The following is a 24660-nucleotide window of genomic DNA, read 5'->3' as shown; positions in this document are numbered from 1 at the left end:
CCTTTTCAGTTAGTGCCTTATAATAGGCGTTTACGCTGACTTGAAGGGGCAATTCCCAAGGATTCGCGATATTTGGCTATCGTACGTCTTGCGACCTGAATCCCTTGGTCAGCCAGAAGAGCAGCAATCTTGCTATCACTCAGTGGTTTGGCAGTATTCTCTGCTGCGACCAGTTTTTTAATGAGTGCACGAATTGCTGTTGACGAACATTCTCCGCCGTTGTCAGTACTAACATGGCTAGAGAAGAAGTACTTCAATTCAAAAATACCACGTGGTGTATGCATAAATTTTTGCGTTGTTACACGAGAAATCGTGGATTCATGCATGTCCACAGCCAAAGCGACATCATTGAGCACCATTGGCTTCATGGCTTCCTCACCATACTCGAAGAAATCTTGTTGATGTTCAACAATACATCTTGCAACTTTGAGTAGCGTCTCGTTTCTACTCTCTAAGCTCTTAATTAACCATTTTGCCTCTTGCAAATTGCTGCGGATGTACTGGCTATCCGCGCTATTACCTTTGCCTAATTGAGCATATTGTTGATTTACTTTTAATTTTGGCACGCTATCCGGGTTTATAGAAACGGTCCATTTGCCATTGTCTTTAAAAACGGATACGTCTGGGATTACGTACTCGGTATCATCAGGAGTGATGCGACTACCTGGACGAGGATCTAACTGTTGGATAAGCTTTAAGACTTCACGAAGATCGGCTTCTTTCAGCTTAGTCTCTTTGATGACGAGCTTGTAGTCTCGGTTGCCTAGGTGATCAATGTGATCCGCAAGTATCATTTTGGCTTCAGCAAGCCACGGCGTGTCTTCTGGGAAGGTCGTCAATTGCAGTAACAAACATTCTTGTAAGTTACGCGATGCTACGCCAAGAGGATCGAATTGTTGAATGCGTTTACGAACGGCTTCTACTTCGTCTAACTCTATCTCTTCATTATCGAAGCTCTCATGAATCTCTTCAGGCGACAAAGTTAAATAGCCGTAGTCGTCAACAGCGTCAATAATCGCTAATGCAATCGTGCGGTCGGTTTCACTGAATGGTGTTAGGTCAAGCTGCCACATGAGGTAATCATGTAATGATTCAGTGGTTTCACCCTGGTAGACGGGCATATCATCATCAAGAGCTAAGCCGGTGCTACCAGTATTCGCGCTGTAGACGTCATCCCAAGTCGTGTCGATTTCAAGTTCAGAGCTAATTTCTGATTTCTCTATCACATCGGAGCTATCTGGAACGTCAATTTCTGTTGGTTCGCTAGCACTGTTGCTATCAGCAGCCTCGACCGCTGACTTATCTTCACCGTTTGCTAGAGGCTCGTCTTGGCCTTCTTCAACTTCCAATAATGGGTTTGAGTCCAACGCTTCTTGGATTTCTTGTTGAAGATCGAGTGTCGACAATTGCAATAAGCGAATCGCTTGCTGCAACTGTGGCGTCATGGCTAACTGCTGACCTAGCTTGAGTTGTAATGAAGGTTTCATTCAGTGTTACTTACCTTGTAATGCTCAGAATCTTACCGTTCCTAATATAATCATAGACGGAATTGTTCGCCGAGATAAACTTGTTTCACCTGTTCATTATTGAGAACTTCTGCCGGAGTTCCCGATGCAATTAGGTGCCCTTGGCTCACGATATAGGCTTTTTCACATACGTCCAGTGTTTCACGTACATTATGGTCAGTGATTAACACTCCGAGACCACGATCGCGCAGATGCTCAATGATTTTCTTGATGTCATTAACCGAAATTGGGTCAACACCAGCGAAAGGTTCATCCAATAAAATGAACTGAGGGTTGGCCGCTAAAGCTCGAGCGATTTCCACCCTGCGTCGCTCACCCCCTGATAGTGCCATACCAGCACTGGTTCTGATGTGCTGGATGTGGAATTCTTCCAACAAATCTTCCAGTTTATCTTGGCGCTCTTCCCTCGTCATTTCTTGACGAGTTTCAAGTACGGCCATGATGTTATCTTCTACTGAAAGCTTACGGAAAATCGACGCTTCTTGCGGAAGATAGCCAATGCCAAGGCGTGAACGGCTATGCATCGGTAAAATACTGATGTCATTGTCGTCAATGGTAATGGTGCCCTCATCACGAGGTACTAAGCCGACAATCATGTAAAACGAGGTGGTTTTACCCGCGCCGTTTGGACCGAGTAGCCCAACAATCTGACCAGATTCAACTTCTAAGCTAACATCAGTGACGACTTTGCGTTTTTTGTAGCTTTTCGCCAAGTTTTTCGCACTCAGTACTGCCATATTAGTTCTCTATCTGATTGGGTTGCAAAATGGTCGTAACGCGCTCTTCCTTAGAGCTATCTGCGACTAGCTTTTGTTTACCAATTTGGTAACGAATCGAAGAACCTTTGATGGTGTTGTTGTCTTGCGCCAGCTGCGCTTGACCTTTCATGGTCAGTTCGTCTGTAGAAATACGGTAATCCAACTCCGTAGCTTGACCACTAAGTGTTTTACCATCGTCCATCAGCTGAGAAAACTTCGCAGGTTTACCAAATGCTTGAATCTGTTTAATTGCTTCGGTTTTAGGATCGCGAGTTACCACGATTCTATCAGCATCGATATTGATGCTCCCTTGCTTAAGAGATACATCGCCTTCAAAAACAACCTGGTTACTCTTCATATCCACCTGTTGGGTGTCAGAGTTTATGTAAACCGGCTGTTGAGTATCCGACTTGAGTGCCAGCGCTTGAGGCGCCGCCAATACCAGTGCCAGTAGGCTAAGGTGTAACGGTTTCATATCGACCTTGAACTTCATCTGTCAGAGTCGCAGTATGCTGTTTTAAGTTGCCTTGCATTGCGCCTCCAGTAGTTTCAAATTGTGGTCCAACCAACATCACTTGTTGGTCAGCTTTAAAATCACGATTGGTTAGATTAATGACCAATTTGTCTGTTGCCATGGTATCAAAACTCGCACCAGGCAGAAGATTTTGCATTAAGACTTTGTCATATAAAGTCAAAACTTGGTCTTCATCTAACACTGCTCTTGTGGCAGTCACCTTCCATTCAATGACGCTACCTTCACGGTAAACCATCAAAGTCGGGTTATTAAAAATAGTATCTCCACTCTTAGCATAATGGTCTAAGTTAGTGGAGCGAATGATGTAACTGCGGACACCATCTTCACCGTAGGTGATGTTTTCTAATCCAGAACCACTGAACATGGGCAGTTCAGAATCTGGTGCTACTTGAATTGCGTCGTTGCCTTTTGGGGTTAGTAGGTAATAACCGCACCACGCTACAACGAAGATCAAGAGCAAATAAATAAGGCGAGTAAAACTCATATAATGAAGGCCTATCGTTTAGCTCAGTACTTCCCTGACCATTGCCTTTATTCGTCTAATAAATGATTTAAATGTTTGTGCTGATATTACATCACGCCAGCTTTTAGTAAATCGTGCATGTTCAGTGCACCCACAATTTTTTCGTCTTTACATAAAATCAGAGCGTTAATGTTTTTATTCTGCATCAAGTTCAAACCTTCAACCGCCAGCATATCAGGGTGTGCTGTGGTTGGGTTTGTCGTCATGACCTCGCCAATTGCCGTCGTATGAATATCGATACGCTTGTCTAAGGTACGACGTAAATCACCATCGGTGAATATACCAAGCATAGCATCGTGCTCATCGACGATGGCTGTCATGCCTAACCCCTTTTCTGAAATTTCAAGCAGGGCATCGCGAATTAATGCGTCAGGAGAAACTTTAGGTAACGCTTCTCCAAAGTGCATAATATCAGACAACTTAAGTAGCAGTTTTCTCCCCAGTGCACCACCTGGGTGAGATAGGGCAAAATCTTCGGCAGAAAAACCACGAGCTTGAAGCAGAGCTACGGCTAATGCATCTCCCATCACTAATGTGGCAGTCGTACTGCTAGTTGGCGCCAGGCCTAACGGACAAGCTTCTTGAGGTACCGTAATTTGCAGGTGTAAGTCAGACAGCTTGGCCATATTTGATTCTGGCTTACCTGTCATGCTGATGATCTTAATATTCAGGCGCTTTAATACTGGAAATAGAGACAGAATTTCGTTTGATTCACCAGAGTTAGAAATTGCCAGCACAATGTCACCAGGGCTAATCATACCCAAGTCACCATGTGCGGCTTCGCCTGGATGAACGAAAAACGCCGAAGTCCCAGTGCTTGCCAGAGTGGCGGCAATCTTGTTACCAATATGGCCTGACTTGCCAATACCCATAACGACAACTTTGCCGTTGTTGGAAAGGATAAGTTCACACGCTTTTTCAAATTGATCATCAAAGTAGGTATCTAGCTCTTGCAGAGCAGCAACTTCGATATCAAGAACTTGTTTAGCAGCAGCGCGAAAATCAAATTGATTGGACATATCAGATCTCTACTTATTGATCGTGGTAATTAAGCGGTCATGTTTGCGAATAAGTACACTTGGTAACCTAAGAAGCACACAAACAAGATGGCACCTTCAATACGGTTAATACTGCGTGATTTACCCAAACACATCGCGACAAGTAACAATGAAACGCCTAACATGACCCAGAAGTCACGTCCCATCGCGTACTCACTGAGCACCGATGGATTAATGATGCCAGGAATCCCCATTACCGCCAGAATGTTAAACACATTCGAACCGATAATGTTACCGACAGCCATGTCGTCTTCACCCTTTAAAACTCCCGCAAGTGATGCGGCTAGTTCTGGCAGGCTAGTGCCAATGGCGATAATAGTTAGACCGATAACAAGGTCGCTCATACCAAAGTGTTTAGCAATAATTACCGCGTTATCAACCAGCATGCTGGCTGCCAAAGGAAGCAGTATCAAGCCAATAACCACCCACATGATTGCTTTAGGGTTACTGACGCCTTCTGGGATCTCTGACTCTTGGTCATCAAGAAAAACATCACCTGATTTTTGCTCTTTGCGGCTGATTTGCAACATAGCAAATAAAAATGCCCCAAAGAGTACAAACAATAAGACACCCTCATAAAAACCGAGATGGCTATTCCAAAGCAGAATACCAGCGAGTACGGTTACGGCTATCATGAGTGGAAGTTCTCGGCGGATGACGGCGGAGCTAATCGACAAAGGCTTGATCAGCGCTGTAATACCTAGGATTAACGCAATGTTCGCTATGTTTGAGCCTAATACGTTACCCACCGCTGTATCTGTTTTGCCATCCCAAGCAGCGGTTGCAGATACCATCATCTCAGGGGCGGATGAGCCCATCGCGAGGATTGTCATGCCGATGACAAGCGGGGAAATACCGACGTTGCGGGCTATCGCTGCAGAGCCAAAAACAAGTTTATCTGCACTCCAAACAAGCAAAACAAGACCGACTATAAGCAACGCAACGGCTTCGAGCATGAGAATTCCTAAGTATTAAATAAGTAAAATGAATAACCGCTAATTTTGACCTTTTGCGGCCTAAAATGGAAGATAAACGAAGAATAAATTAAAGGTTAGTAACGAAAATGTATGTAAATCTCACTCATTTAAATGAGCAATTCTGGTCTAGGATTTAAACACTTCGTGCTAATTCGGTCATAAACCATGAGAAATTGCAGGGATATACTCGACTTTATTTAATTGAACAGTGCTTTAAATTCAACGCCAATGTGCTTATGATTGCAGCCTAATAAATGTACCGACGTTACTTTATTAAACGTAGAATTCAACTCCGATGAGTATCTGCTTGATGATTCCGTGAGTTGCAACGCTCCTACAGTAGAAGAGATGATATGTCGAACAACGATTTAGTCACCGTGAACAACCTCACTTTTTCACGGGGAGAACGCATGATCTTTGATGATATTGATCTGCATGTTCCTGAGGGCAAAGTGACGGCCATTATGGGACCATCGGGAATTGGTAAAACAACACTGCTGCGTTTGATTGGTGGTCAGTTGTATCCCGAGCAAGGAGAGATCTGGTTTGATGGCGACAATATTCCCTCTCTCTCGCGTAAAAAACTCTACCATGCTCGAAAGAAAATGAGCATGTTGTTCCAGTCAGGGGCTTTATTCACTGATTTGAATGTTTTTGATAATGTCGCCTTTCCATTGAGAGAGCATACCGATTTATCGGAAGATTTGATTCGCACCATGGTGTTACTCAAGCTCGAAGCTGTCGGTCTGCGCGGCGCGGCGCAATTAATGCCGAGTGAGCTTTCAGGTGGTATGGCAAGACGCGCTGCTTTGGCTCGTGCAATCGCACTTGATCCTGACCTGATCATGTACGATGAGCCGTTTGTGGGGCAAGACCCAATCACTATGGGCGTTTTGGTTGAGCTAATTAGCAATCTAAACCAAGCGTTAGGTTTGACCTCTATTGTGGTTTCTCACGACGTACCTGAAGTCATGAGTATTGCTGACTGGGTATACCTGATGGCCGATGGAAAAATCATCGCCTATGGTACGCCAGAAGAGCTGACTCAAAACTCTGATCCTCGTGTCCAGCAGTTCTTACAAGGTGATGCCGACGGTCCTGTACCGTTTCGTTTCCCTTCTCAAAGTATCGAAAAGGACTTATTTGATGGTCGATAACTTCATTCACTTTGTCGCCTCGCTGGGTCGACGCACGCTTTCTATTTGCGGAGCATTTGGTCGTGCGACTTTCATGTTGATTGGGGCGCTATTTTCTAAGCCACAACCGATCAGAAGCTTTCCTCTGCTTGTTAAGCAACTGTATTCTGTTGGTGTTCAGTCGCTGGCGATCATCGTCGTATCTGGTCTGTTCATTGGAATGGTTTTGAGTCTACAAGGCTATGTTGTGTTGGTGGATTACGGCGCAGAAGGCAGTTTGGGGCAAATGGTAGCGCTTTCGTTACTCCGTGAATTAGGACCCGTTGTTACTGCACTTTTGTTTGCTGGTCGTGCCGGTTCTGCGTTAACCGCAGAGATAGGTCTAATGAAAGCAACGGAACAACTGTCTAGCCTTGAAATGATGGCGGTAGACCCATTGAAACGAGTGATTGCACCACGGTTTTGGGCTGGGGTTATCTCAATGCCTTTACTGGCTATGATTTTCATGGCTGTGGGAATTTGGGGCGCTCAGCTTGTTGGTGTTGACTGGAAAGGCGTTGATCACGGCAGTTTTTGGTCAGCGATGCAGTCCTCTGTTGAGCTAGGGCAAGACATTGGTAACAGTATGATCAAATGTTTTGCGTTTGCAATTACGGTTACTTGGGTCGCTCTATTTAACGGTTATGATGCTATTCCAACATCGGAAGGGATCAGCCGAGCAACTACGCGCACTGTTGTGCATTCTTCTTTAGCAGTACTAGGATTAGACTTTGTACTGACCGCATTGATGTTTGGGAATTAATCATGCAACAAACACGTAAAACTGAATTATGGGTTGGCAGCTTTGTATTAGCGGGAATTTGCGCGATTCTTGTGATGATTTTTCAAGTTGCTGACGTAAAAAGCATTGGCTCTGGTGATACTTATACCCTCAAAGCCGAGTTCGATAATATTGGCAGTTTAAAAGTTCGTTCGCCCGTAAAAGTGGGGGGCGTTGTGATTGGTCGAGTAAGTAGTATTTCGCTTAACCCAGACAACTTATTGCCAGTTGTAACACTATCTATCAATAGCAAATACAATCAGTTCCCAGAAACGTCGAGCGTACAAATTTTGACATCTGGCCTGATTGGTGAGCAATACATTGGTTTAGTACCTGGCTTCGTTTTTGATGATGAAGTCATGCTGGTGGATGGTGATACCATCGAAGACACCAAATCGGCGCTTGTGCTTGAAGACTTAATTGGTCAAGTACTATACAGCGTAGGTGGTTCAGACGACTCAAGTAAGGAATAACTATGTTAGCGAGATTACTACTTTCAGTTTGTGCTGTGTTTAGCGTCTTTGGAACAACAGCAGCAGAGGTGGATAAAACTGAACCTTATAAGATGATGAAGCAGGTAGCTGAAGTCACGTTCGAAAGATTGAAAGCCGAACAGCCGAAAATCAAACAAGATCCAAATTTACTTAAAGTGATCGTTGAAGAAGAGCTAATGCCTTACGTCAACTACCGCTATGCAGGGTTAAAACTTCTTGGTCCAAACTTAAAAGGTGCTAAGCGTGAAGATGTACTTGAGTTTATCGATGCATTTCGTGCGTACCTAATTGCGTCTTATGCACAAGTGTTGACGCAATACTCTGACCAAAAAATTGAGTTTGGTCCTGAGCCTAGCATTGATGACTCTAAGCGTATTACAAGCATTAAAGTTGATATCATCGATACTCCGCGTCCAAACATCAAACTTGAGTTTAAACTGCGTAAAGACAACCAGTCTGGTGAGTGGGAAGCATTCGATATGATTGCAGAGGGCATTAGTTTGCTTTCTAGTAAACAATCCGAATGGAACAGTAAAATTCGTCAAGAAGGTATTCTATCTGTTGCTAAAGACCTAGAAAAATTGGCCGCAGAACCGATCCGCTTCGAGGCGAAGAAATAATGGCCCAGACTCCCGCTCAGTGGCAATTGGATCAAAACATTCTTAAGCTAACAGGGGCACTTGATAGAGATACAGTGCCTTCATTGTGGGCGTATGCACAGCAATGGCAACCTGCTCAATCGGAGCTGGAATGCTCGCTAAAAGAGATAGAGCGCGTCGACTCTGCAGGAATGGTGATGTTAATCCACTTATTAGAGCATGCAAAAAAGCAAAACTGTCATATAATGCTCAGTTTCGTGCCGGCGCAACTGCGCACTTTGTTTCAACTGAGCAATGTTGAATCTTTAGTGGCCAAACACATACAGAATTATCAGGGGTAAATTGTGGATAGCGCAAAAGTACAACAGTTATTAGAAGAAGCACTAAACCTTCAAGAAGTGCATGTGAAAGGTGAAGGTAGCCACTATGAAGTGGTTGCTGTTGATGCTTGTTTCGATGGAATGAGCCGCGTTAAGAAGCAGCAGCTAATTTATGCTCCTCTGATGGAATACATCCAGCGTAACGACATTCACGCATTATCAATCAAAGCGTTCACACCAGAAGAGTGGGCTCGTGATAAGAAATTGATGTCGCTTTAAGGTTTATTGATGGAAAAGTTTCGAGTTATTGGGTCAGATAAACCACTAGTTGGTGAAGTGACCATTTCAGGTGCAAAAAACGCAGCACTGCCGATTTTATTTGCGTCTATCTTGGCGGAAGAGCCAGTAGAAGTGGCAAACGTACCACACCTTCGTGATATCGATACAACCATGGAATTGCTTAAGCGTTTAGGCGCGAAAGTAAGCCGCAATGGCTCTGTTCATGTTGATCCAAGCAGTATTACAGAATACTGTGCGCCTTATGACTTGGTGAAAACCATGCGTGCTTCTATTTGGGCTTTGGGTCCTTTGGTGGCGCGCTTTGGTCAAGGTCAGGTTTCTTTACCAGGCGGTTGTGCTATTGGCGCTCGTCCTGTGGATCTGCATATTTCTGGTTTAGAGCAGCTTGGCGCAACCATTACATTAGAAGATGGTTATGTGAAAGCAGAAGTGGATGGTCGTCTAAAAGGCGCGCACATCGTGATGGATAAAGTCAGCGTAGGCGCGACGATCACCATCATGTGTGCCGCTGCGCTGGCGGAAGGCACAACAACACTAGATAACGCTGCGCGTGAGCCTGAAATCGTCGATACCGCTGATTTCCTAAATAAGCTTGGCGCAAAAATCTCTGGCGCTGGCACAGATACCATTACGATTGAAGGTGTTGAGCGCCTAGGCGGTTGTAAACACAACGTGGTTGCTGACCGTATTGAGACGGGAACATTCCTTGTCGCAGCAGCAGTATCTGGCGGTAAAGTGGTATGTCGCAACACTAATGCTCATTTGCTTGAAGCGGTTCTCGCCAAGCTGGAAGAAGCTGGCGCGCTTGTCGAAACGGGTGAAGATTGGATCTCCGTTGATATGACCGACCGCGAGCTAAAAGCGGTAAGTGTACGTACTGCGCCACATCCTGGTTTCCCGACGGATATGCAAGCTCAATTTACGCTACTGAACATGATGGCGAAAGGTGGCGGCGTAATCACTGAGACTATCTTTGAAAACCGCTTTATGCACGTACCAGAACTCATGCGTATGGGCGCTAAAGCTGAGATCGAAGGCAATACGGTTATCTGTGGTGATGTTGAGTCACTCAGCGGTGCGCAAGTGATGGCAACCGATCTACGAGCTTCGGCTAGTTTGGTTATTGCAGGTTGCATTGCTAAAGGCGAAACCGTCGTTGATCGTATTTACCATATCGACCGTGGTTACGACAAAATCGAAAATAAACTGGCTGCACTTGGCGCAAATATTGAGCGAGTGAGCTAGGCAAGTTAAACTGCACCGCAGGTAACTTGGATATCAAGAGAGCCGAAACCTGAGTTTCGGCTTTTTTATATCACTCTCATGACCATATTTTCCCTTTATGGAAAGAGAGATATTAATAGCTGTATCTGGCAAAAGCCGGTTCCTGGAGAACAAGAATGATTGCACTGTTACGTGTATTTGCTGTCGCTATCTTTGCGATTGTTATGTTTATTGGTGGTTGTGGTTACTGCCTATTAAGCCCTAGAAACCCTAAGCACGTTTTCACTTTTGGCCGTTTGTTTGCCAAGATGTCTCGTGTGTTTGGGATTAAGTTAGAGTTGCGTATCCCTGAAGATGCGTATTCACGCGGCCAACATGTTTACATTGCTAACCACCAGAACAACTGGGACATGTTTACTGTTTCTGCGGCTGTGACTCCGAAAGTTGTGACAGTAGGTAAAAAGAGCTTGGCTTGGATGCCACTGTTTGGTCAGCTTTACTGGCTTACGGGTAACATTCTGATTGACCGAGCGAATCGTTCTAAAGCAAAAGGTACTATCGATCAGGTCGTGAGCAGCATGAAAGAAAGTGATGTTTCGGTGTGGATGTTCCCAGAAGGCACGCGTTCTCGTGGGCGTGGTTTGCTTCCATTCAAAACAGGTGCTTTTCATGCGGCAATTGGTGCAGGTGTGCCAATCATTCCTATCGTATGTAGCTCGACGAATAAAATTAAGCTGAACCGTTGGAACAATGGTCATGTGATTGTTGAAATGCTACCTCCAATCAGCACTGAAGGCTATGGTAAAGAGGGCATTCGCGAGTTAGCGAATATCTGTCGTGAACAGATGAAAGAGAAGCTTGAATCGTTAGATGAAGAAGTCAAACAGCGCAACGCTGCTTAAGTTTTACTGCGATATCATCACGAAAAGACAATAAAAAGCGGGTAGCCTGAGCTACCCGTTTTTTTATGTTTGTCAGCAAGTGCAATTATTTGCGAACAGCGATTGCTTCAATCTCGATGCCAACATCTTTTGGTAGGCGAGCCACTTCTACACAAGAGCGTGCAGGGTAGTTTGCTACGCCGTGCTCATCAAAGAACTTGCCGTAAACTTCGTTCACTGTGCCAAAGTCATTTAGGTCTTTAACAAAAACCGTTAGCTTTACAATATCAGATACTTTAAGACCTGAAGATTCAACTACAGCCTTTACGTTTTCTAGAGACTGACGAGCTTGTTCTGCGATATCAGCAGACACTTCACCTGTCGCTGGGTTTACTGGGATTTGGCCTGAAGTAAGAACCATGTTACCTAGATCTACGCCTTGAACGTAAGGACCGATTGCTGCTGGTGCAGACTCAGTGTGAAGTACTTTCGTCATTTGATTTTTTCCATCAGTTGTAGGGAATAAAGATTCTCAGTTTGCCTCTAAACCCTCGGTAGGTAAAGAGCAAAATACCCTGACATTGCAGGGTATTTTAAACGTATCACAGCCTAGTCGTGCGGCGTGTTTATCGCTCGGTTACGATCTCGCGTGAGAACACTTTCTCGCAGTATTTACACTTTAGGCGGATTTCTTGTTTCTTCTCGAACACGCTAAAGCTGCTTTCTACTGGTTCATTATGAGAAATACAGTTTGAATTCGGGCATTCAAATACATCATTGATGCGCTCAGGAAGCTCTAACGCGAGCTTTTTCACCACTTCATAATTCTCGATTTGATTCACGGTCGCGTGAGGAGCATACAACGCTAGCTTGCTCGCTTGCTCTTCATTGATAAACACATTTTCGATTTTGAGTAGATCTTTATGACCGAGTGCTGATGATGGCAAGTTCAGTCCAATCGTTACGCGTTGTGATGAATTGTGCATATCGAACAGTCTTAATACTTTGATGCCGATTTGCGCAGGGATGTGGTCGATGACCGTACCATTTTTGATTGCTTCTACCTGCAATTGAGTTTCTTTAGCCATGATTTTTCCCCTCGATTACAGCGTTTCGTTTAGAACAAGCGCCAGCAGTGCTTGGCGAGCATACACGCCATTTTGAGCTTGCTGGAAGAAGTAGGCATGAGGCGTTTTATCAACATCAGTTGTGATTTCATCCACACGTGGTAGTGGGTGCAGCACTTTCAAGTTCTCACGCGCGCCTTCTAGTAGTGCCGCTGTTAGGATGTAAGCCGACTTAATATGTGCGTATTCCGATTCGTCAAAACGTTCTTTCTGTACGCGTGTCATGTACAGAATATCCAGTTCAGGAATCACACTTTCCATGTCTGTGTGTAGGCTATATTGAATGCCAGCTTCATCTAGTTCTTCGCAGATGTAATCTGGCATTGCCAGCGCATCTGGTGCAACAAAGAAGAAGCGGATGTTGTTAAACTTTGCTAAGGCTTGAGTCAGTGAGTGCACTGTGCGGCCATATTTTAGATCACCTACGAATGCGACGTTCAGGTTGTCTAGACGCCCTTGTGTTTCCGCGATGGTGTATAGGTCGAGTAGCGTTTGAGTTGGGTGTTGGTTTGCACCGTCGCCCGCGTTGATCACTGGCACGCCATTTGAAAATTCAGAGGCCAAGCGAGCGGCGCCTTCTTGTGGATGACGCATCACAAAGGCATCGACGTAAGAAGAGATGACTTGTACTGAATCTGCGAGTGTTTCGCCTTTTTTCGCCAGAGAGGTATTACCATCATTATCAAAGCCAATCACGTCACCACCAATGCGCTGAATCGCTGTTTCAAACGATAAACGTGTACGTGTTGATGGTTCAAAGAAACAACTTGCAACGACTTTGTTTTTAATCAGTTCTGGTCGAGGTGCTTTTTTAAGGCTACCTGCTGTTTCTACGATAAGTTCCAGTTCTTCGCGTGAAAGCTCTGGAATAGAGATGATGTGCTTCTGGTAAAGCGAGTTCGCCATGATCTTCTTCCCTATAACATTGATGACTACATCCAAATAACCGAAAGGAATTTTGGACATAAAAAAACCTCCCCAATGGGGAGGTTTTAAAATTCAATAGAATTAACGAAAATAACACCACGTAAGCGTAGTCGCTTAGCGAGAGCAAATCGCGTTTTTACGTCAGCAATCAGCGTGGTCATTTCTTAATCCTCAGACAAATTGCCGAGCATTATACGCTTAACTTTCGTGAGCGCAAGCGATTACATCATGGTTTTTATCGGCTGTTTTTGCGCGCTGGTTTAGCTTCCTAGCGTCGCAACCATCACGGCTTTGATGGTATGCATACGGTTTTCAGCTTCGTCGAATACGATGGAGTATTCCGATTCAAATACCTCTTCTGTTACTTCAAGGCCTTTCATACCGTATTTTTCAGCGACTTCTTTGCCGACGGTGGTTTCATCATTGTGGAAAGCTGGAAGGCAGTGCATGAATTTCACATGTGGATTACCCGTTTGCTTAATCACGTTCATATTGATTTGATAAGGTGTCATTAACGCTACACGCTCATCCCATGCCTCGGCAGACTCACCCATAGACACCCAAACGTCGGTGTATAGGAAGTCACAACCTTTCACACCTTCCTCAACGCTTTCTGTTAACGTGATTTTTGCACCGGTTTGTTGCGCGATAGTTTGACAAGTTGCCACGAGATCTTCTTCAGGCCAGAACGCTTTTGGCGCGACAAGGCGAATATCCATGCCCATTTTCGCTGCGCCCACCATAAGTGAGTTACCCATGTTGTTGCGCGCATCACCTAGGTAAGCGAAGGTTACTTCATGTAGCTGTTTACCACGGCCGTGCTCTTGCATGGTCAGGAAGTCAGCAAGGATCTGGGTTGGGTGGAACTCATCCGTTAAACCATTCCACACTGGAACACCAGCATAAGTACCAAGCTCTTCAACAATGGATTGGCCAAAGCCTCGGTATTCAATCCCGTCATACATACGACCAAGGACGCGAGCGGTGTCTTTCATCGATTCCTTATGACCGATCTGCGAGCCAGAAGGGCCGATGTAAGAGACTTGAGCACCTTGGTCAAAGGCAGCGACTTCAAACGCACATCGGGTACGAGTCGAAGATTTCTCAAAGATTAGTGCGATGTTTTTACCTTGAAGTGTCTTCTGCTCTGTTCCTGCATATTTAGCTTTTTTCAGCTCTGCAGACAGTTCGAGCAAAAACTGGATTTCTTTGGTTGAGAAGTCCAATAGCTTCAAAAAGTTGCGGTTACGTAAATTGAAAGCCATAGCTCGTCCCTTAGTACATGTGATTAGATTAATAGAATTCATTAAAACATATAAATGCTTTTATTGTGAATAATTATTTTTAATTAAAGCTAAAAAAGGTTGATGTATTCACATCAACCTTAGTTTTGATTCACCTAATGTAAAGGGACGAGTAAGTTATATATCGTCTCGTTCTATTGGACAGCTCATACAGCGAGCGCCACCGCGACCACGACCAAGCTCGTTACCAGGTACTGTCAGTACTTTGATGCCAGCTTTATCGTATTTTTCGTTGGTGTATACGTTGCGTTCGTAACCAATTACTACGCCCGGTTTTACAGTTAGAACGTTATTGGCGTCATTCCATTGTTCGCGTTCCGCTTCATAGCTGTCGCCACCAGTGGTGATGATTTTCAGCTGATCTAAGCCAAGAGCGGACTCAATCGCGTGCAGATAGTTATGTGAGGCTTCAACATGCATTTCACCGTTGCCTTTTGGTGTTAAGCGCCATGTGTCGAGATCTTTGCGCATGATCTCAGGGTAGACAGAGAAAGTATCTACATCCATATGGGTCATCACGGTGTCTAAATGCATACATGAGCGGTGTTTAGGCAGATCAATTGCAATCACTTCGGTCGCTTGGCCTGCTTTAAATAGGCTCGCTGCAAGGTTCTCTACACCTTGCGCAGTCGTACGCTCAGACATACCGATAAGAACTGCACCTTTACCAATAACCAACACATCACCGCCTTCGACATTCGCGTTATCATAATGCAGATCATCGTCACCGAAGTATTTGATAAAATCTTGGCCAGCAAAAATTGGGTGCCAACGATAAATCGCACGTAGGTGGTTTGTTTCACGTTGACGTGCAGGCATCATCATCGGATTAAGAGAAACGCCGCCATAAACCCAACACGAGGTATCACGCGTAAATAGGTGGTTAGGTAGCGGCTCAATAACAAAGTCGAGAGGACGCTTCATTTTTGGAAGCATAGAAGATGAGGAGATCGGTAGCTCTGAGTAAGCTAAGCCACCTAAAAAGATGCAGGCAAGATGTTCATCATCCATTTCTGAAAAGTATTGGCGTAGGTCTCGCGCAAATGTTGGCCCGTAGCGAAAGTCAGAAATCTGAGTGTTCAGCAGCCATTGTTTTGCTTCTGGAACGGCGAGGGTTTCGACCAGTAAATCGTGGAGGAGAAGCACTTCAACGTCTTGCTCGCGCAGCGTACGTGCGAATGCATCGTGCTCTTCACCTGCCGCTTCTACAGCAAGAACGTCATCAAATAGCAACTCATGACAGTTTGACGGAGTTAAGTGGGTTAGGGCGCGTTCAGGGCGATTTAATAGAACTCGTCGAAGTTGACCAACTTCTGATCCAACGTACAGCTTGCTCATTTTGTATCCTTACAAATTTTCCAGCCATTAGTTATGACAAGCTTCCTAGAAAGATGCAAGTTATCAAGCTTTGTTTATATTCTGGTGTTTCTGGTTTTGTGAGTTTTTTATTTTTATTTTTATTCTTATGAAATTTATTATTAGATATAAATGCTATTTTACTAAAATTAGAGTGCGTGCGTTTTTATTCTAATTTTCCCGTTGAGAAAGAATACACGCACAGTGCATAAAACGTGCATTTTTATTCTAAATTATGCATTATTAAAGTGAATTTATTCGTTATGCTTCTTCGTTTTACACGTGAGTGTATTCAAGAAAGCATCATAAACACGCATAGAAAGAGAAAATAACCACATTAAGTGTCAATTAGGATGTTCTGAATATTAAAAAATGCCATTCTTTGTTAATTTTTTGTTTCTTTGTGTGGTCGGTTTAATATTTAGATTCAAATAACCGATAAGAATCGCAGTGGTATGATGTTTGTTTGTGGCTTTTCATCGCAATCCATGCCATATTTCACCGGATCAGCATACTCAGTATCGGGTATTGTGTTTCCATCAAGTAACTAATCTGGAGCCAAAACATGTCTCACGAAGATGAATATCTATCAGTAGAAGAATTAATTGAGATTCAAAAGGAAGAGACTCGCGATATCATTGCAGCATTGCTAGAAGATGGCAGCGATCCAGATTCGCTATACGAAATTGAGCACCACCTGTTTGCCGAAGATTTTGACACGCTAGAAAAAGCGGTAGTTGAAGCATTCAAGATGGGCTTTGAAGTTCTTGAAGCAGAAGAAACTGAAGATGAAGATGGTAACAAGTTGCTTTGCTGTGATGCGACTATGGAGTCCGCACTTGACGCAGAAGCGATTGATGCGCAAGTTGAAAAATTGATTCACTTGGCAGAAAAATACGACATCATCTATGACGGTTGGGGTACGTACTACGAAGGCGAAGATGCGCTTTACCCTGAAGAAGATGAAGACGACGAGTAATCAAAGCTCACTACTTTTGGAAAAACCAGCGTTTAACGCTGGTTTTTTTATACCTTGAAAAACTGACGAATGTGGAGGCGATAAATAATTCACATTGAGTTTATAGGGGATTTCTCCCTATAATGCGTGAAAATTGATCTAGCTCAAGGTGTATATGCAACTCTCACTCGCCGGTTTATGGCAAGTCTCTCCACTGACGGACCTTTCTATCCCACAGGATGACATTACTTTCCCTGCTCCTTTGAGTCAGGTATTGCCAGCTGAAATGACAGAAGAAGCAATTCGTCAGCAAGAGTGGCACCTGATGCATGACATTGAAGTGGACGAATCCATGATGGCATTCCCAGCGGTAGAAATGGTGTTGGGTGGTGTGGATTACCATGCAGAAGTGCGTTTGAACGGAGTAGCATTGTTCGACTGTGACGGTTCTCAAAATGTCTACAAGAAAGACATTCGTCCGTTCATGCAAATGGGGCGTAACCGCTTTGAAATCTTGTTCTTAGAGGAAGAAGAGGATCTTCTGTTTGATGAAGATAAACCTGAGCTGTGCTCTCTGTCCGATCATGAATATAAAAAAAGTGATGAGCGCTTAGGGGTATGGCAAGAACCGTATCTGCAGTTCATTCGCAATGTGCGTTTAGACCGCGTGGCTACCGAACAGATTTGGCACCACGGTGGTGGTTGTGAGTTTAAAGTAGACTTGTACTATCAAACTTTTTCGCCGGGCCTGGTCTCTGCATCGGTTAAGTTTAATGGTATGACTTACCATATTCCTATTGATGTCCGAGCGGAGCATGCGAGCGCTTTATTCCAGATCGAAGCGCCAAAGTATGCCGATCTTACTGATCCTGATCCAAGTGATCTCTACCAGTTGTCTGTTGAGTTGGATGGGCAGCACCAAAACTTCACTGTTGCCTTGAGCCAGGAGCTTTGTGTTACCCATGTTGTGCTTTAACTCTTAGTAATGCTCTTTATTACAGTGTTTTAAGCATTACGACTTCACATGCATCATGCCCTGTTTGTCCAAGCGGGGCATCGAGATGCTCAAAGCCTAGCTTTTCATACAAGCTTACCGCTTCTCTCAGACATTCAGTTGTCTCTAAATAGCACTGCTGATACCCAAATTGTTTCGCCAATTGTAAGCTCAATGCGACGATGCGTTTGGCTAAACCGTGCCCTCGTGTTTGAGGTAAGAAGTACATCTTTTGTAGTTCACACACATTTGGCTCGCCAGCTAAAGGGGCAAAGCCACCGCCACCAACGATCTCTCCGCGATGTTCAATGACCCAATAGGCGGCCCCGAATTGATTGTAAACCGAATACATATCATCAAGCGTTGGATCGGCCACACCATAACCTTTGTCTGCGGTTAAGCCGTATTCTGCAGAGACTTTACGAATCACATCTGCGACTTGCGGGTTGTCTGCTTTAGTAAGAGGTCGAAGAACGTATTCCTCAGACTGACACACTTTTGTTAGCCCTTTTAGGTAAGTCTCTAGACCAAGTTTGAGTTGCTCTTGCTCGCTGTCATCGAGTTGGGTAAGCAGTTGTTCAAAGAAGTGGTTTTGCTGTTGGTCCAGTTCTGATAACGCCTGTTGGCCTTGCTCTGTAATCGCTACGAGTTGACTACGTTTGTCTTTTGGGTTTTCGATGCTCTCGACCAAACCTAATTTAATCAAACCAGTAACGGTTCGGCTCGCGTTGGACTTGTCGACATTAAGCTGCTGTGCCAGCTGATTGATGGTCAATGGCTGCAATTGGATTTCACCCAATGCGTGCGCTTGCACTGGAGTGAGAGCGACATCGCCGCATTGTTTATCAAGCATACCAAGCAATCGGACGGCTTGACGGGAGTAGTGTCGAAGTTGACGAGCGTTCATTATCACTTACCTCTAAAAATAAAGTTGCGCACCGCAATTAAATTAATTGCGGTGCGCAACCTTGTCAATGGTAAATGTCATTTTTCTCGTTAGGAGGCGTAGTGAGCCTCCATGTTTAAGCGTGGTGATGTAAACAAAACTGCGGTGCTGGAGCTTTTTCTGATGATTTACGCATCCATACTTTCTCGTGGAAGTAGTAAGCCACCGTGTTCAAACTCGGCTCTAGCATCGCCATTACGCCGCCGACAAATGCATCACCTGTTAGTAAGTAAACCACGGTAAAAGCGACGCTGAAGTGCACGGTCGCAAAGCTTGCGGTTTTTAATTTGGTCATCCACTGACGAGCTTTAAGTGCTGGGACTTTTGCCCATGCCTTTTCATGAAAGTAGAAGGCTACGGTGTTCACTGAAGGCTCAATCATGGCAATTAAACTACCAATTAGAATGTCGCCTGTGAGTACGTAAGCGACACTAAATGCGATAGTAAAATGCAGTGCTGCGAAAGTTAGTGTCTTTTTCATGATAATTACTCAATCGTGTTTGTTTCGATGAGTTCATTATCGATAATAATTCTCATTAATGCTAATGGGTAATGAGTATTGTTGTGATAGGGGGAAGCTATTGATGATGGTTTTGGTGAAATGTATACAAAAAAGGTTGGCCATGATGACCAACCTTTTGAACCAAAAGTGAGAAGTGTTAATTCTTCTCTTTCACTGAGGCTTAAAGCGCAGCGATCGTTGTCTTCTGCTCTTCTAGCTTAGCTAGTGTCTCTTTGTAGCCTTCAAGCTTCTCACGCTCTTTAGCAACAACTGCTTCAGGTGCTTTCGCTACGAAGCCTTCGTTACCTAGTTTGCCTTCGATACGCTTGATTTCGCCGTGAGTCTTCTTGATTTCGCCATCTAGACGAGCAAGCTCAGCATCTTTGTCGATCAGACCTGCCATTGGGATCATCAACTCAGACTTACCAACCAGTGCTGTCGCACATGCAGGAGTTTGTTCGCCAGTTTCAAGCACGCGTACTGCTTCTAGCTTCGCTAGTGACATCAGTACTTGCTTGCTTGCTTCTAGACGAGAGGCATCTTCTGCATTTGCTGCTTTCAGCATAACGTCAAGCGGCTTACCAGGGTTGATGTCGTATTCAGCACGTAGGTTACGGATGCTGGTAATGAACGCTTTCACCCATTCAATGTCGTCTAGCGCTTCTTGGTTGAAGTTTGCTTCGTCGAATTGAGGCAGTGCTTGCAGCATGATTGTCTCGCCTTCTACACCTTCAACTAATGGCTTGATGCTTTGCCAGATAGTTTCAGTGATGTAAGGAATCACTGGGTGAGCTAGACGTAGCGTCTTCTCAAGAACCGTGATGAGTGTACGGCGAGTACCACGCTGTTGCGCTTCAGTACCTTTCCATAGAACGGGTTTAGTTAGCTCTAGGTACCAGTCACAGAATTGGTTCCAGATGAATTCGTAAAGCGTGTTCGCAGCCATATCTAGACGGAAGTTGTCGATATGGTTGTTAAACGCTTTCGCTGCGAGTTCAAACTGAGACTCAATCCACTTGTCTGCTAGTGAATATTCAATCTCACCACCGTTGAAGCCACAATCTTGCTCTTCTGTGTTCATCATTACGTAACGGCTTGCGTTCCATAGTTTGTTACAGAAGTTACGGTAACCCTCAAGACGTTTCATATCCCAGTTGATATCACGACCTGTTGATGCCATTGCTGCAAGAGTGAAACGCAGTGCGTCTGTACCGTATGCTTCGATACCGTTTTCAAACGTCTTACGAGTGTTCTTCTCGATCTTCTTCGCTAGTTGAGGCTGCATCATGTTGCCACAACGCTTCTCTACGAGAGACTCTAGGTCGATACCATCGATCATGTCGATTGGGTCAAGTACGTTACCTTTCGACTTAGACATCTTGTCGCCGTTTTCGTCACGGATTAGACCAGTAACGTAAACCGTTTTAAATGGTACTTGTGGCTTGCCGTTTTCGTCTTTCACGAAGTGCATGGTCATCATGATCATGCGCGCAACCCAGAAGAAGATGATGTCGAAACCAGTTACTAGAACGTCTGAAGGGTGGAATACTTTCAGATCGTCAGTTTGCTCTGGCCAACCTTGAGTACCGAACGTCCATAGTGCAGAAGAGAACCACGTATCCAGTACGTCTTCGTCTTGGTGAAGTTCAATGACAGACTCTAGGTTGTTGTTCTTACGAACTTCTTCTTCAGTGCGACCTACGTAAACATTACCTTGGTTGTCGTACCAAGCTGGGATGCGGTGACCCCACCATAGCTGACGAGAGATACACCAGTCTTGAACGTCACGCATCCAAGAGAAGTACATGTTTTCGTATTGCTTAGGAACGAATTGGATGTCGCCGTTTTCTACTGCTTCAACTGCGGTTTTCGCTAGAGGCGCAGTACGTACGTACCATTGGTCAGTTAGCATTGGTTCGATAACCACGCCACCACGGTCGCCGTAAGGAACTTGTAGATCGTGATCTTTCACTTCTTCAAGTAGGCCTAGCTCGTCGAATTCAGCAACGATAGCTTTACGAGCGGCAAAACGCTCCATACCGTGGTATTTAGCTGGTAGCTCAGTGCTGTAAGCGTCGCTTGCTTCGCCGTTAGTGTTGAATACTTCTGCTGAGTCGCGGATGTTCGCGTCGAAAGTCAGAATGTTGATCATTGGTAGCTGGTGGCGCTTACCTACTTCGTAGTCGTTGAAGTCGTGCGCAGGTGTGATTTTCACACAGCCAGTACCTTTTTCCATATCTGCGTGCTCATCGCCCACGATTGGGATGCGACGATCAACGATAGGAAGGATGATTTCTTTACCGATAAGATCTTTGTAACGTGGATCTTCTGGGTTAACTGCAACACCCGTATCGCCTAGCACGGTCTCTGGACGAGTCGTTGCAACAACGATGTAGTCTTTGCCATCCGCTGTTTTAGCGCCATCTGCTAGTGGGTAGCGGAAGTGCCACATGTGGCCTTTAGTGTCTTTGTTCTCTACTTCTAGATCTGAAATCGCTGTGTGTAGCTTTGGATCCCAGTTAACTAGACGCTTACCGCGGTAGATTAGATCGTCTTCGTATAGACGTACGAACACTTCTTGAACGGCGTTAGATAGACCATCGTCCATCGTGAAGCGTTCACGATCCCAGTCTACAGATGCGCCAAGACGACGAAGCTGCTTAGTGATAGTGCCGCCAGATTCGCCTTTCCATTCCCAGATTTTGTCGATGAAAGCTTCACGACCGTAATCGTGTTTTGTTTTGCCTTCTTCTGCAGCGATCTTACGCTCAACAACCATCTGAGTTGCGATACCAGCGTGGTCAGTACCTACTTGCCAAAGGGTGTTTTTACCCTTCATACGTTCACAACGGATAAGCGTATCCATGATCGTATCTTGGAACGCGTGGCCCATGTGTAGGCTACCAGTGACGTTCGGTGGCGGGATCATGATGCTGTATGATTCTTTAGTAGTGTCACCGTGTGGCTTAAAGTAGCCTTTCTCTTCCCAAGTCTGATACAGAGCTTGTTCGATTGAAGTTGGGTTGTATGTCTTTTCCATAGCGCTCTTTTAATGGATACGTTGATGGTTGAATCTTAGTCAATCTTTATAAGTGAGGGATCTTAACAAGATCGCCTTAACTATAAGGATTGACCGTTAAGGATATTGAATTTCGATCGTTTGCAGCTGGTAACCTGCTTGACGGTAAATTTTATATCTTTCTCTTGCGAGTTGTTTAGCTTTTTCTTCGCAGGGCACGAAGTCTACCACTTGAGCAAACTTGTTCGCAAAGGTTGTCTCATTTTCCGCCAAATTAATTACCAGCTGACGGTTCCAATTAGGTTTTACACCGTTATGGCCGATCTCAATATTGGTGGCGTATTTCGGTCCCTCGCCTACGAGGTTATGTGCCATGAACTTGTCTGCATCAACTTGCCAAAAGGCTTCAGCGAGCTGCTCGGCGTGTGGTTTGTCTTGGCAGTTTAAATACACTTTAGCGCCTTGGCGAGCAAAGTGCTGAGCCAAAAACACGATGTATTCTTCAAAGCCAGCCACCGTTGCTTGCGGGCTCTCTTCGTTAATGATGTAGAAGGTTGCAGTTTGCATCATTCTCTCACTTGCCTTGGGTCTCTTCCTAAGACCATCTTAAGTCCCACTTTCATTTTAGAAAATTAGGAAAATAAAAAAGGGCCTTGCGGCCCTTTTAGATTCTGTTCAGAAATTACTCTTCTGTCTCTTGGCCGCTGCGGTTCAAAAGGAATTGGACAAGCATTGAGACAGGACGGCCCGTTGAGCCTTTCGCTGCGCCTGATTTCCACGCGGTACCTGCGATATCGACGTGTGCCCAGTTGTACTTCTTCGCGAACTTAGATAAGAAGCAACCCGCAGTAATTGTGCCACCAGGGCGACCACCAATGTTTGCCATATCCGCAAACGGGCTTTTCAACTGTTCGTGGTACTCGTCTGCCATTGGTAGACGCCATGCACGGTCACTCGCTTGCTCAGAAGCGTTTACTAGCTCGTGAGAAAGAGGGTTGTGGTTAGAGATTACGCCGCTGATATGGTGGCCTAGTGCGATAACACAAGCACCAGTTAGCGTTGCAACGTCAACCACGCAGTCTGGTTCGAAACGCTCTACGTAAGTCAGTGCGTCACAAAGAACAAGACGGCCTTCAGCATCCGTGTTCAGAACTTCTACAGTTTGACCAGACATGGTCGTTAGGATGTCACCTGGACGGTAAGCGTTGCTGCCAGGCATGTTTTCACAGCCCGCTAGAACACCAATAACGTTGATTGGTAGGTTTAGCTTCGCCAGCGCTTTCATTGTACCGAATACCGATGCCGCACCACACATGTCGTACTTCATCTCATCCATACCTTCGCCCGGTTTTAGAGAAATACCGCCTGAATCGAAGGTTAGCCCTTTACCTACGAGCACAATCGGTTTTGCATCTGAGTCAGGGTTACCTTTGTACTCGATGATAGACATCATAGATTCGTTTTTAGAACCACGGCCTACTGCTAGGTAAGAGGTCATACCCAGCTTTTCCATCTCTTGCTCACCAATAATTTTGGTGGTTACAGTTTCGTAATCGTCCGCTAGACGACGAGCTTGAGAAGCAAGGTAAGCTGGATTAGCTACGTTTGGCGGCATGTTGCCAAGGTCTTTTGAGGCTTTGACACCTGATGCGATAGCAAGACCATGAGTGATTGCTTTTTCACCCAAGTTCAATTCACGACGCGTTGGTACGTTGAAAACAAGCTTGCGCAGTGGGCGGCGAGTCTCAGGTTTCACGCTCTTGAATTGATTAAATGTGTATAGACCATCTTTAGTCGCTTCTACAGCCTGGCGCACTTTCCAGTATGTATCACGACCCTTAACATGCAGTTCAGTTAGGAAACATACCGCTTCCATTGAGCCTGTTTCGTTAAGTGTGCTGATCGTCTTTTGAATGATTTCCTTGTACTGGCGCTCGCCAAGTTCACGCTCTTTGCCGCAACCGACAAGTAAAACGCGCTCTGACAAAACACCTGGTACTTGATGCAGTAGCAGCATCTGACCAGGTTTACCCTCTAGATCACCACGGCGAAGTAGTGAACTGATGTAACCGTCACTGATTTTATCAAGTTGTTCGGCTACTGGAGAAAGGCGACGTGGTTCAAACACACCAACAACGATACATGCGCTACGTTGTTTCTCTGGACTGCCACTTTTTACACTGAACTCCATGCGTACTCCTACATCCTGAAGACAAATTGCTCTAAATGTTAGATAATGATCGCTTACTTGTTGAATTTTAGCTCCAGGCTTACATGCAGAGCTGATTAAGCGACTAACATCTAGTTTATAATTTTTAAAAAAATAAATGGTTCAACGGGAAACTATAGTGATTCGACCAAAAAAACAAGTTTTGT

27 protein-coding genes are annotated in these 24660 nt (G+C 44.9%); 10 read left to right on the top strand and 17 right to left on the bottom strand.

Annotation, left to right across the window (positions count from 1 at the left end; all coding sequences use genetic code 11):
- Positions 1-17: 17 nt before the first annotated feature.
- The 6 genes from R7M72_RS19325 to R7M72_RS19300 all read right to left on the bottom strand — a co-directional run bounded on the left by R7M72_RS19325 (position 18) and on the right by R7M72_RS19300 (position 5356).
- A complete protein-coding gene (locus R7M72_RS19325; RefSeq protein WP_005381112.1) occupies positions 18-1487 on the bottom strand; it encodes an RNA polymerase factor sigma-54 in 1470 nt (489 codons plus the stop codon).
- Positions 1488-1537: 50 nt separating this feature from the next.
- Positions 1538-2263: an LPS export ABC transporter ATP-binding protein gene (gene lptB / locus R7M72_RS19320; RefSeq protein WP_005381111.1), complete on the bottom strand. Its 726-nt coding sequence runs from the start codon at positions 2261-2263 to the stop codon at positions 1538-1540.
- Position 2264: 1 nt separating this feature from the next.
- Complete coding sequence (lptA, locus tag R7M72_RS19315; RefSeq protein WP_005381109.1) at positions 2265-2759, bottom strand: lipopolysaccharide transport periplasmic protein LptA; 495 nt, start codon at positions 2757-2759, stop codon at positions 2265-2267.
- On the bottom strand, positions 2740-3303 hold the full coding sequence (gene lptC, locus R7M72_RS19310; protein ID WP_005381106.1) for an LPS export ABC transporter periplasmic protein LptC: 564 nt from the start codon (positions 3301-3303) through the stop codon (positions 2740-2742). The genes lptA and lptC overlap by 20 nt, the downstream gene beginning before the upstream one ends.
- An 86-nt stretch (positions 3304-3389) precedes the next feature.
- Entirely contained in the window at positions 3390-4361 is a 972-nt protein-coding gene (kdsD, locus tag R7M72_RS19305) for an arabinose-5-phosphate isomerase KdsD (protein WP_005381104.1), read from the bottom strand.
- A gap of 29 nt (positions 4362-4390) precedes the next feature.
- Positions 4391-5356, bottom strand: coding sequence for a calcium/sodium antiporter (locus tag R7M72_RS19300; RefSeq protein WP_005381102.1), 966 nt, complete (start codon positions 5354-5356; stop codon positions 4391-4393).
- A 374-nt stretch (positions 5357-5730) separates the two neighbouring features.
- Here R7M72_RS19300 and mlaF point away from each other — a divergent pair, with 374 nt between their 5' ends.
- From mlaF to R7M72_RS19260, 8 genes are all read left to right on the top strand, one after another.
- Positions 5731-6534: a phospholipid ABC transporter ATP-binding protein MlaF gene (mlaF, locus tag R7M72_RS19295; RefSeq protein ID WP_005388422.1), complete on the top strand. Its 804-nt coding sequence runs from the start codon at positions 5731-5733 to the stop codon at positions 6532-6534.
- Positions 6524-7315: a lipid asymmetry maintenance ABC transporter permease subunit MlaE gene (gene mlaE, locus R7M72_RS19290; RefSeq protein WP_005381100.1), complete on the top strand. Its 792-nt coding sequence runs from the start codon at positions 6524-6526 to the stop codon at positions 7313-7315. The genes mlaF and mlaE overlap by 11 nt, the downstream gene beginning before the upstream one ends.
- 2 nt (positions 7316-7317) lie before the next feature.
- The gene (mlaD, locus tag R7M72_RS19285; RefSeq protein WP_005381099.1) at positions 7318-7806 is read left to right on the top strand and encodes an outer membrane lipid asymmetry maintenance protein MlaD; all 489 of its coding nucleotides are present in this window, start codon (positions 7318-7320) and stop codon (positions 7804-7806) included.
- A 2-nt stretch (positions 7807-7808) separates the two neighbouring features.
- Positions 7809-8447: a phospholipid-binding protein MlaC gene (mlaC, locus tag R7M72_RS19280; RefSeq protein ID WP_033907408.1), complete on the top strand. Its 639-nt coding sequence runs from the start codon at positions 7809-7811 to the stop codon at positions 8445-8447.
- Positions 8447-8767 carry a lipid asymmetry maintenance protein MlaB gene (locus tag R7M72_RS19275; protein ID WP_005381093.1) on the top strand — a complete coding sequence of 107 codons (321 nt, stop codon included), beginning with the start codon at positions 8447-8449 and terminating at the stop codon, positions 8765-8767. Before mlaC ends, R7M72_RS19275 begins: the two co-directional genes overlap by 1 nt.
- A 3-nt stretch (positions 8768-8770) precedes the next feature.
- Positions 8771-9025, top strand: coding sequence for a BolA family iron metabolism protein IbaG (gene ibaG / locus R7M72_RS19270; RefSeq protein ID WP_005381092.1), 255 nt, complete (start codon positions 8771-8773; stop codon positions 9023-9025).
- Positions 9026-9034: 9 nt separating this feature from the next.
- Positions 9035-10291, top strand: coding sequence for a UDP-N-acetylglucosamine 1-carboxyvinyltransferase (gene murA, locus R7M72_RS19265; protein ID WP_005388419.1), 1257 nt, complete (start codon positions 9035-9037; stop codon positions 10289-10291).
- 155 nt (positions 10292-10446) lie between these two features.
- The gene (locus R7M72_RS19260; protein ID WP_005381088.1) at positions 10447-11172 is read left to right on the top strand and encodes a 1-acylglycerol-3-phosphate O-acyltransferase; all 726 of its coding nucleotides are present in this window, start codon (positions 10447-10449) and stop codon (positions 11170-11172) included.
- Between the two features lie 85 nt (positions 11173-11257).
- Here the strand turns inward: R7M72_RS19260 and R7M72_RS19255 are convergent, their stop codons facing one another.
- The 6 genes from R7M72_RS19255 to arcA all read right to left on the bottom strand — a co-directional run bounded on the left by R7M72_RS19255 (position 11258) and on the right by arcA (position 15847).
- Positions 11258-11647 (bottom strand): RidA family protein, encoded by a 390-nt coding sequence (locus R7M72_RS19255; protein WP_005381087.1) that lies wholly within the window; start codon positions 11645-11647, stop codon positions 11258-11260.
- Positions 11648-11777: 130 nt separating this feature from the next.
- The gene (gene pyrI / locus R7M72_RS19250) at positions 11778-12239 is read right to left on the bottom strand and encodes an aspartate carbamoyltransferase regulatory subunit (protein ID WP_005381086.1); all 462 of its coding nucleotides are present in this window, start codon (positions 12237-12239) and stop codon (positions 11778-11780) included.
- A gap of 15 nt (positions 12240-12254) precedes the next feature.
- Positions 12255-13184 (bottom strand): aspartate carbamoyltransferase, encoded by a 930-nt coding sequence (gene pyrB / locus R7M72_RS19245; RefSeq protein ID WP_005381085.1) that lies wholly within the window; start codon positions 13182-13184, stop codon positions 12255-12257.
- A gap of 86 nt (positions 13185-13270) precedes the next feature.
- Positions 13271-13366 carry a hypothetical protein gene (locus tag R7M72_RS19240; RefSeq protein ID WP_005381084.1) on the bottom strand — a complete coding sequence of 32 codons (96 nt, stop codon included), beginning with the start codon at positions 13364-13366 and terminating at the stop codon, positions 13271-13273.
- A gap of 99 nt (positions 13367-13465) precedes the next feature.
- On the bottom strand, positions 13466-14470 hold the full coding sequence (locus tag R7M72_RS19235; protein WP_213915392.1) for an ornithine carbamoyltransferase: 1005 nt from the start codon (positions 14468-14470) through the stop codon (positions 13466-13468).
- A 156-nt stretch (positions 14471-14626) separates the two neighbouring features.
- Positions 14627-15847, bottom strand: a complete 1221-nt coding sequence (gene arcA, locus R7M72_RS19230; protein WP_005381082.1) for an arginine deiminase — start codon at positions 15845-15847, stop codon at positions 14627-14629.
- Positions 15848-16430: 583 nt separating this feature from the next.
- Here arcA and rraB point away from each other — a divergent pair.
- Positions 16431-16844: a ribonuclease E inhibitor RraB gene (gene rraB / locus R7M72_RS19225; RefSeq protein ID WP_005381081.1), complete on the top strand. Its 414-nt coding sequence runs from the start codon at positions 16431-16433 to the stop codon at positions 16842-16844.
- Between the two features lie 154 nt (positions 16845-16998).
- Complete coding sequence (locus tag R7M72_RS19220; RefSeq protein ID WP_005381080.1) at positions 16999-17799, top strand: glycosyl hydrolase 2 galactose-binding domain-containing protein; 801 nt, start codon at positions 16999-17001, stop codon at positions 17797-17799.
- A gap of 19 nt (positions 17800-17818) precedes the next feature.
- On the opposite strand, the gene R7M72_RS19215 is transcribed toward R7M72_RS19220, so the two are convergent.
- From R7M72_RS19215 to pepA, 5 genes are all read right to left on the bottom strand, one after another.
- Positions 17819-18724: a bifunctional helix-turn-helix transcriptional regulator/GNAT family N-acetyltransferase gene (locus tag R7M72_RS19215; RefSeq protein ID WP_085570022.1), complete on the bottom strand. Its 906-nt coding sequence runs from the start codon at positions 18722-18724 to the stop codon at positions 17819-17821.
- 115 nt (positions 18725-18839) lie between these two features.
- On the bottom strand, positions 18840-19244 hold the full coding sequence (locus R7M72_RS19210; RefSeq protein WP_005381078.1) for a DUF2061 domain-containing protein: 405 nt from the start codon (positions 19242-19244) through the stop codon (positions 18840-18842).
- Between the two features lie 202 nt (positions 19245-19446).
- Positions 19447-22305, bottom strand: a complete 2859-nt coding sequence (locus tag R7M72_RS19205; RefSeq protein ID WP_042523474.1) for a valine--tRNA ligase — start codon at positions 22303-22305, stop codon at positions 19447-19449.
- A gap of 96 nt (positions 22306-22401) precedes the next feature.
- Positions 22402-22851: a DNA polymerase III subunit chi gene (locus R7M72_RS19200; protein WP_025998737.1), complete on the bottom strand. Its 450-nt coding sequence runs from the start codon at positions 22849-22851 to the stop codon at positions 22402-22404.
- A 115-nt stretch (positions 22852-22966) separates the two neighbouring features.
- Positions 22967-24475 (bottom strand): leucyl aminopeptidase, encoded by a 1509-nt coding sequence (gene pepA, locus R7M72_RS19195; RefSeq protein ID WP_005381073.1) that lies wholly within the window; start codon positions 24473-24475, stop codon positions 22967-22969.
- Between the last annotated feature and the right edge of the window lie 185 nt (positions 24476-24660).

The sequence above is a fragment of the Vibrio sp. YT-18 genome (assembly GCF_033337345.1).
Classification (GTDB): Bacteria; Pseudomonadota; Gammaproteobacteria; order Enterobacterales; family Vibrionaceae; genus Vibrio; species Vibrio alginolyticus.
The sequence above is the reverse complement of the archived record's forward strand: the minus strand, read 5'-3'. Positions and strand labels throughout refer to the sequence as shown.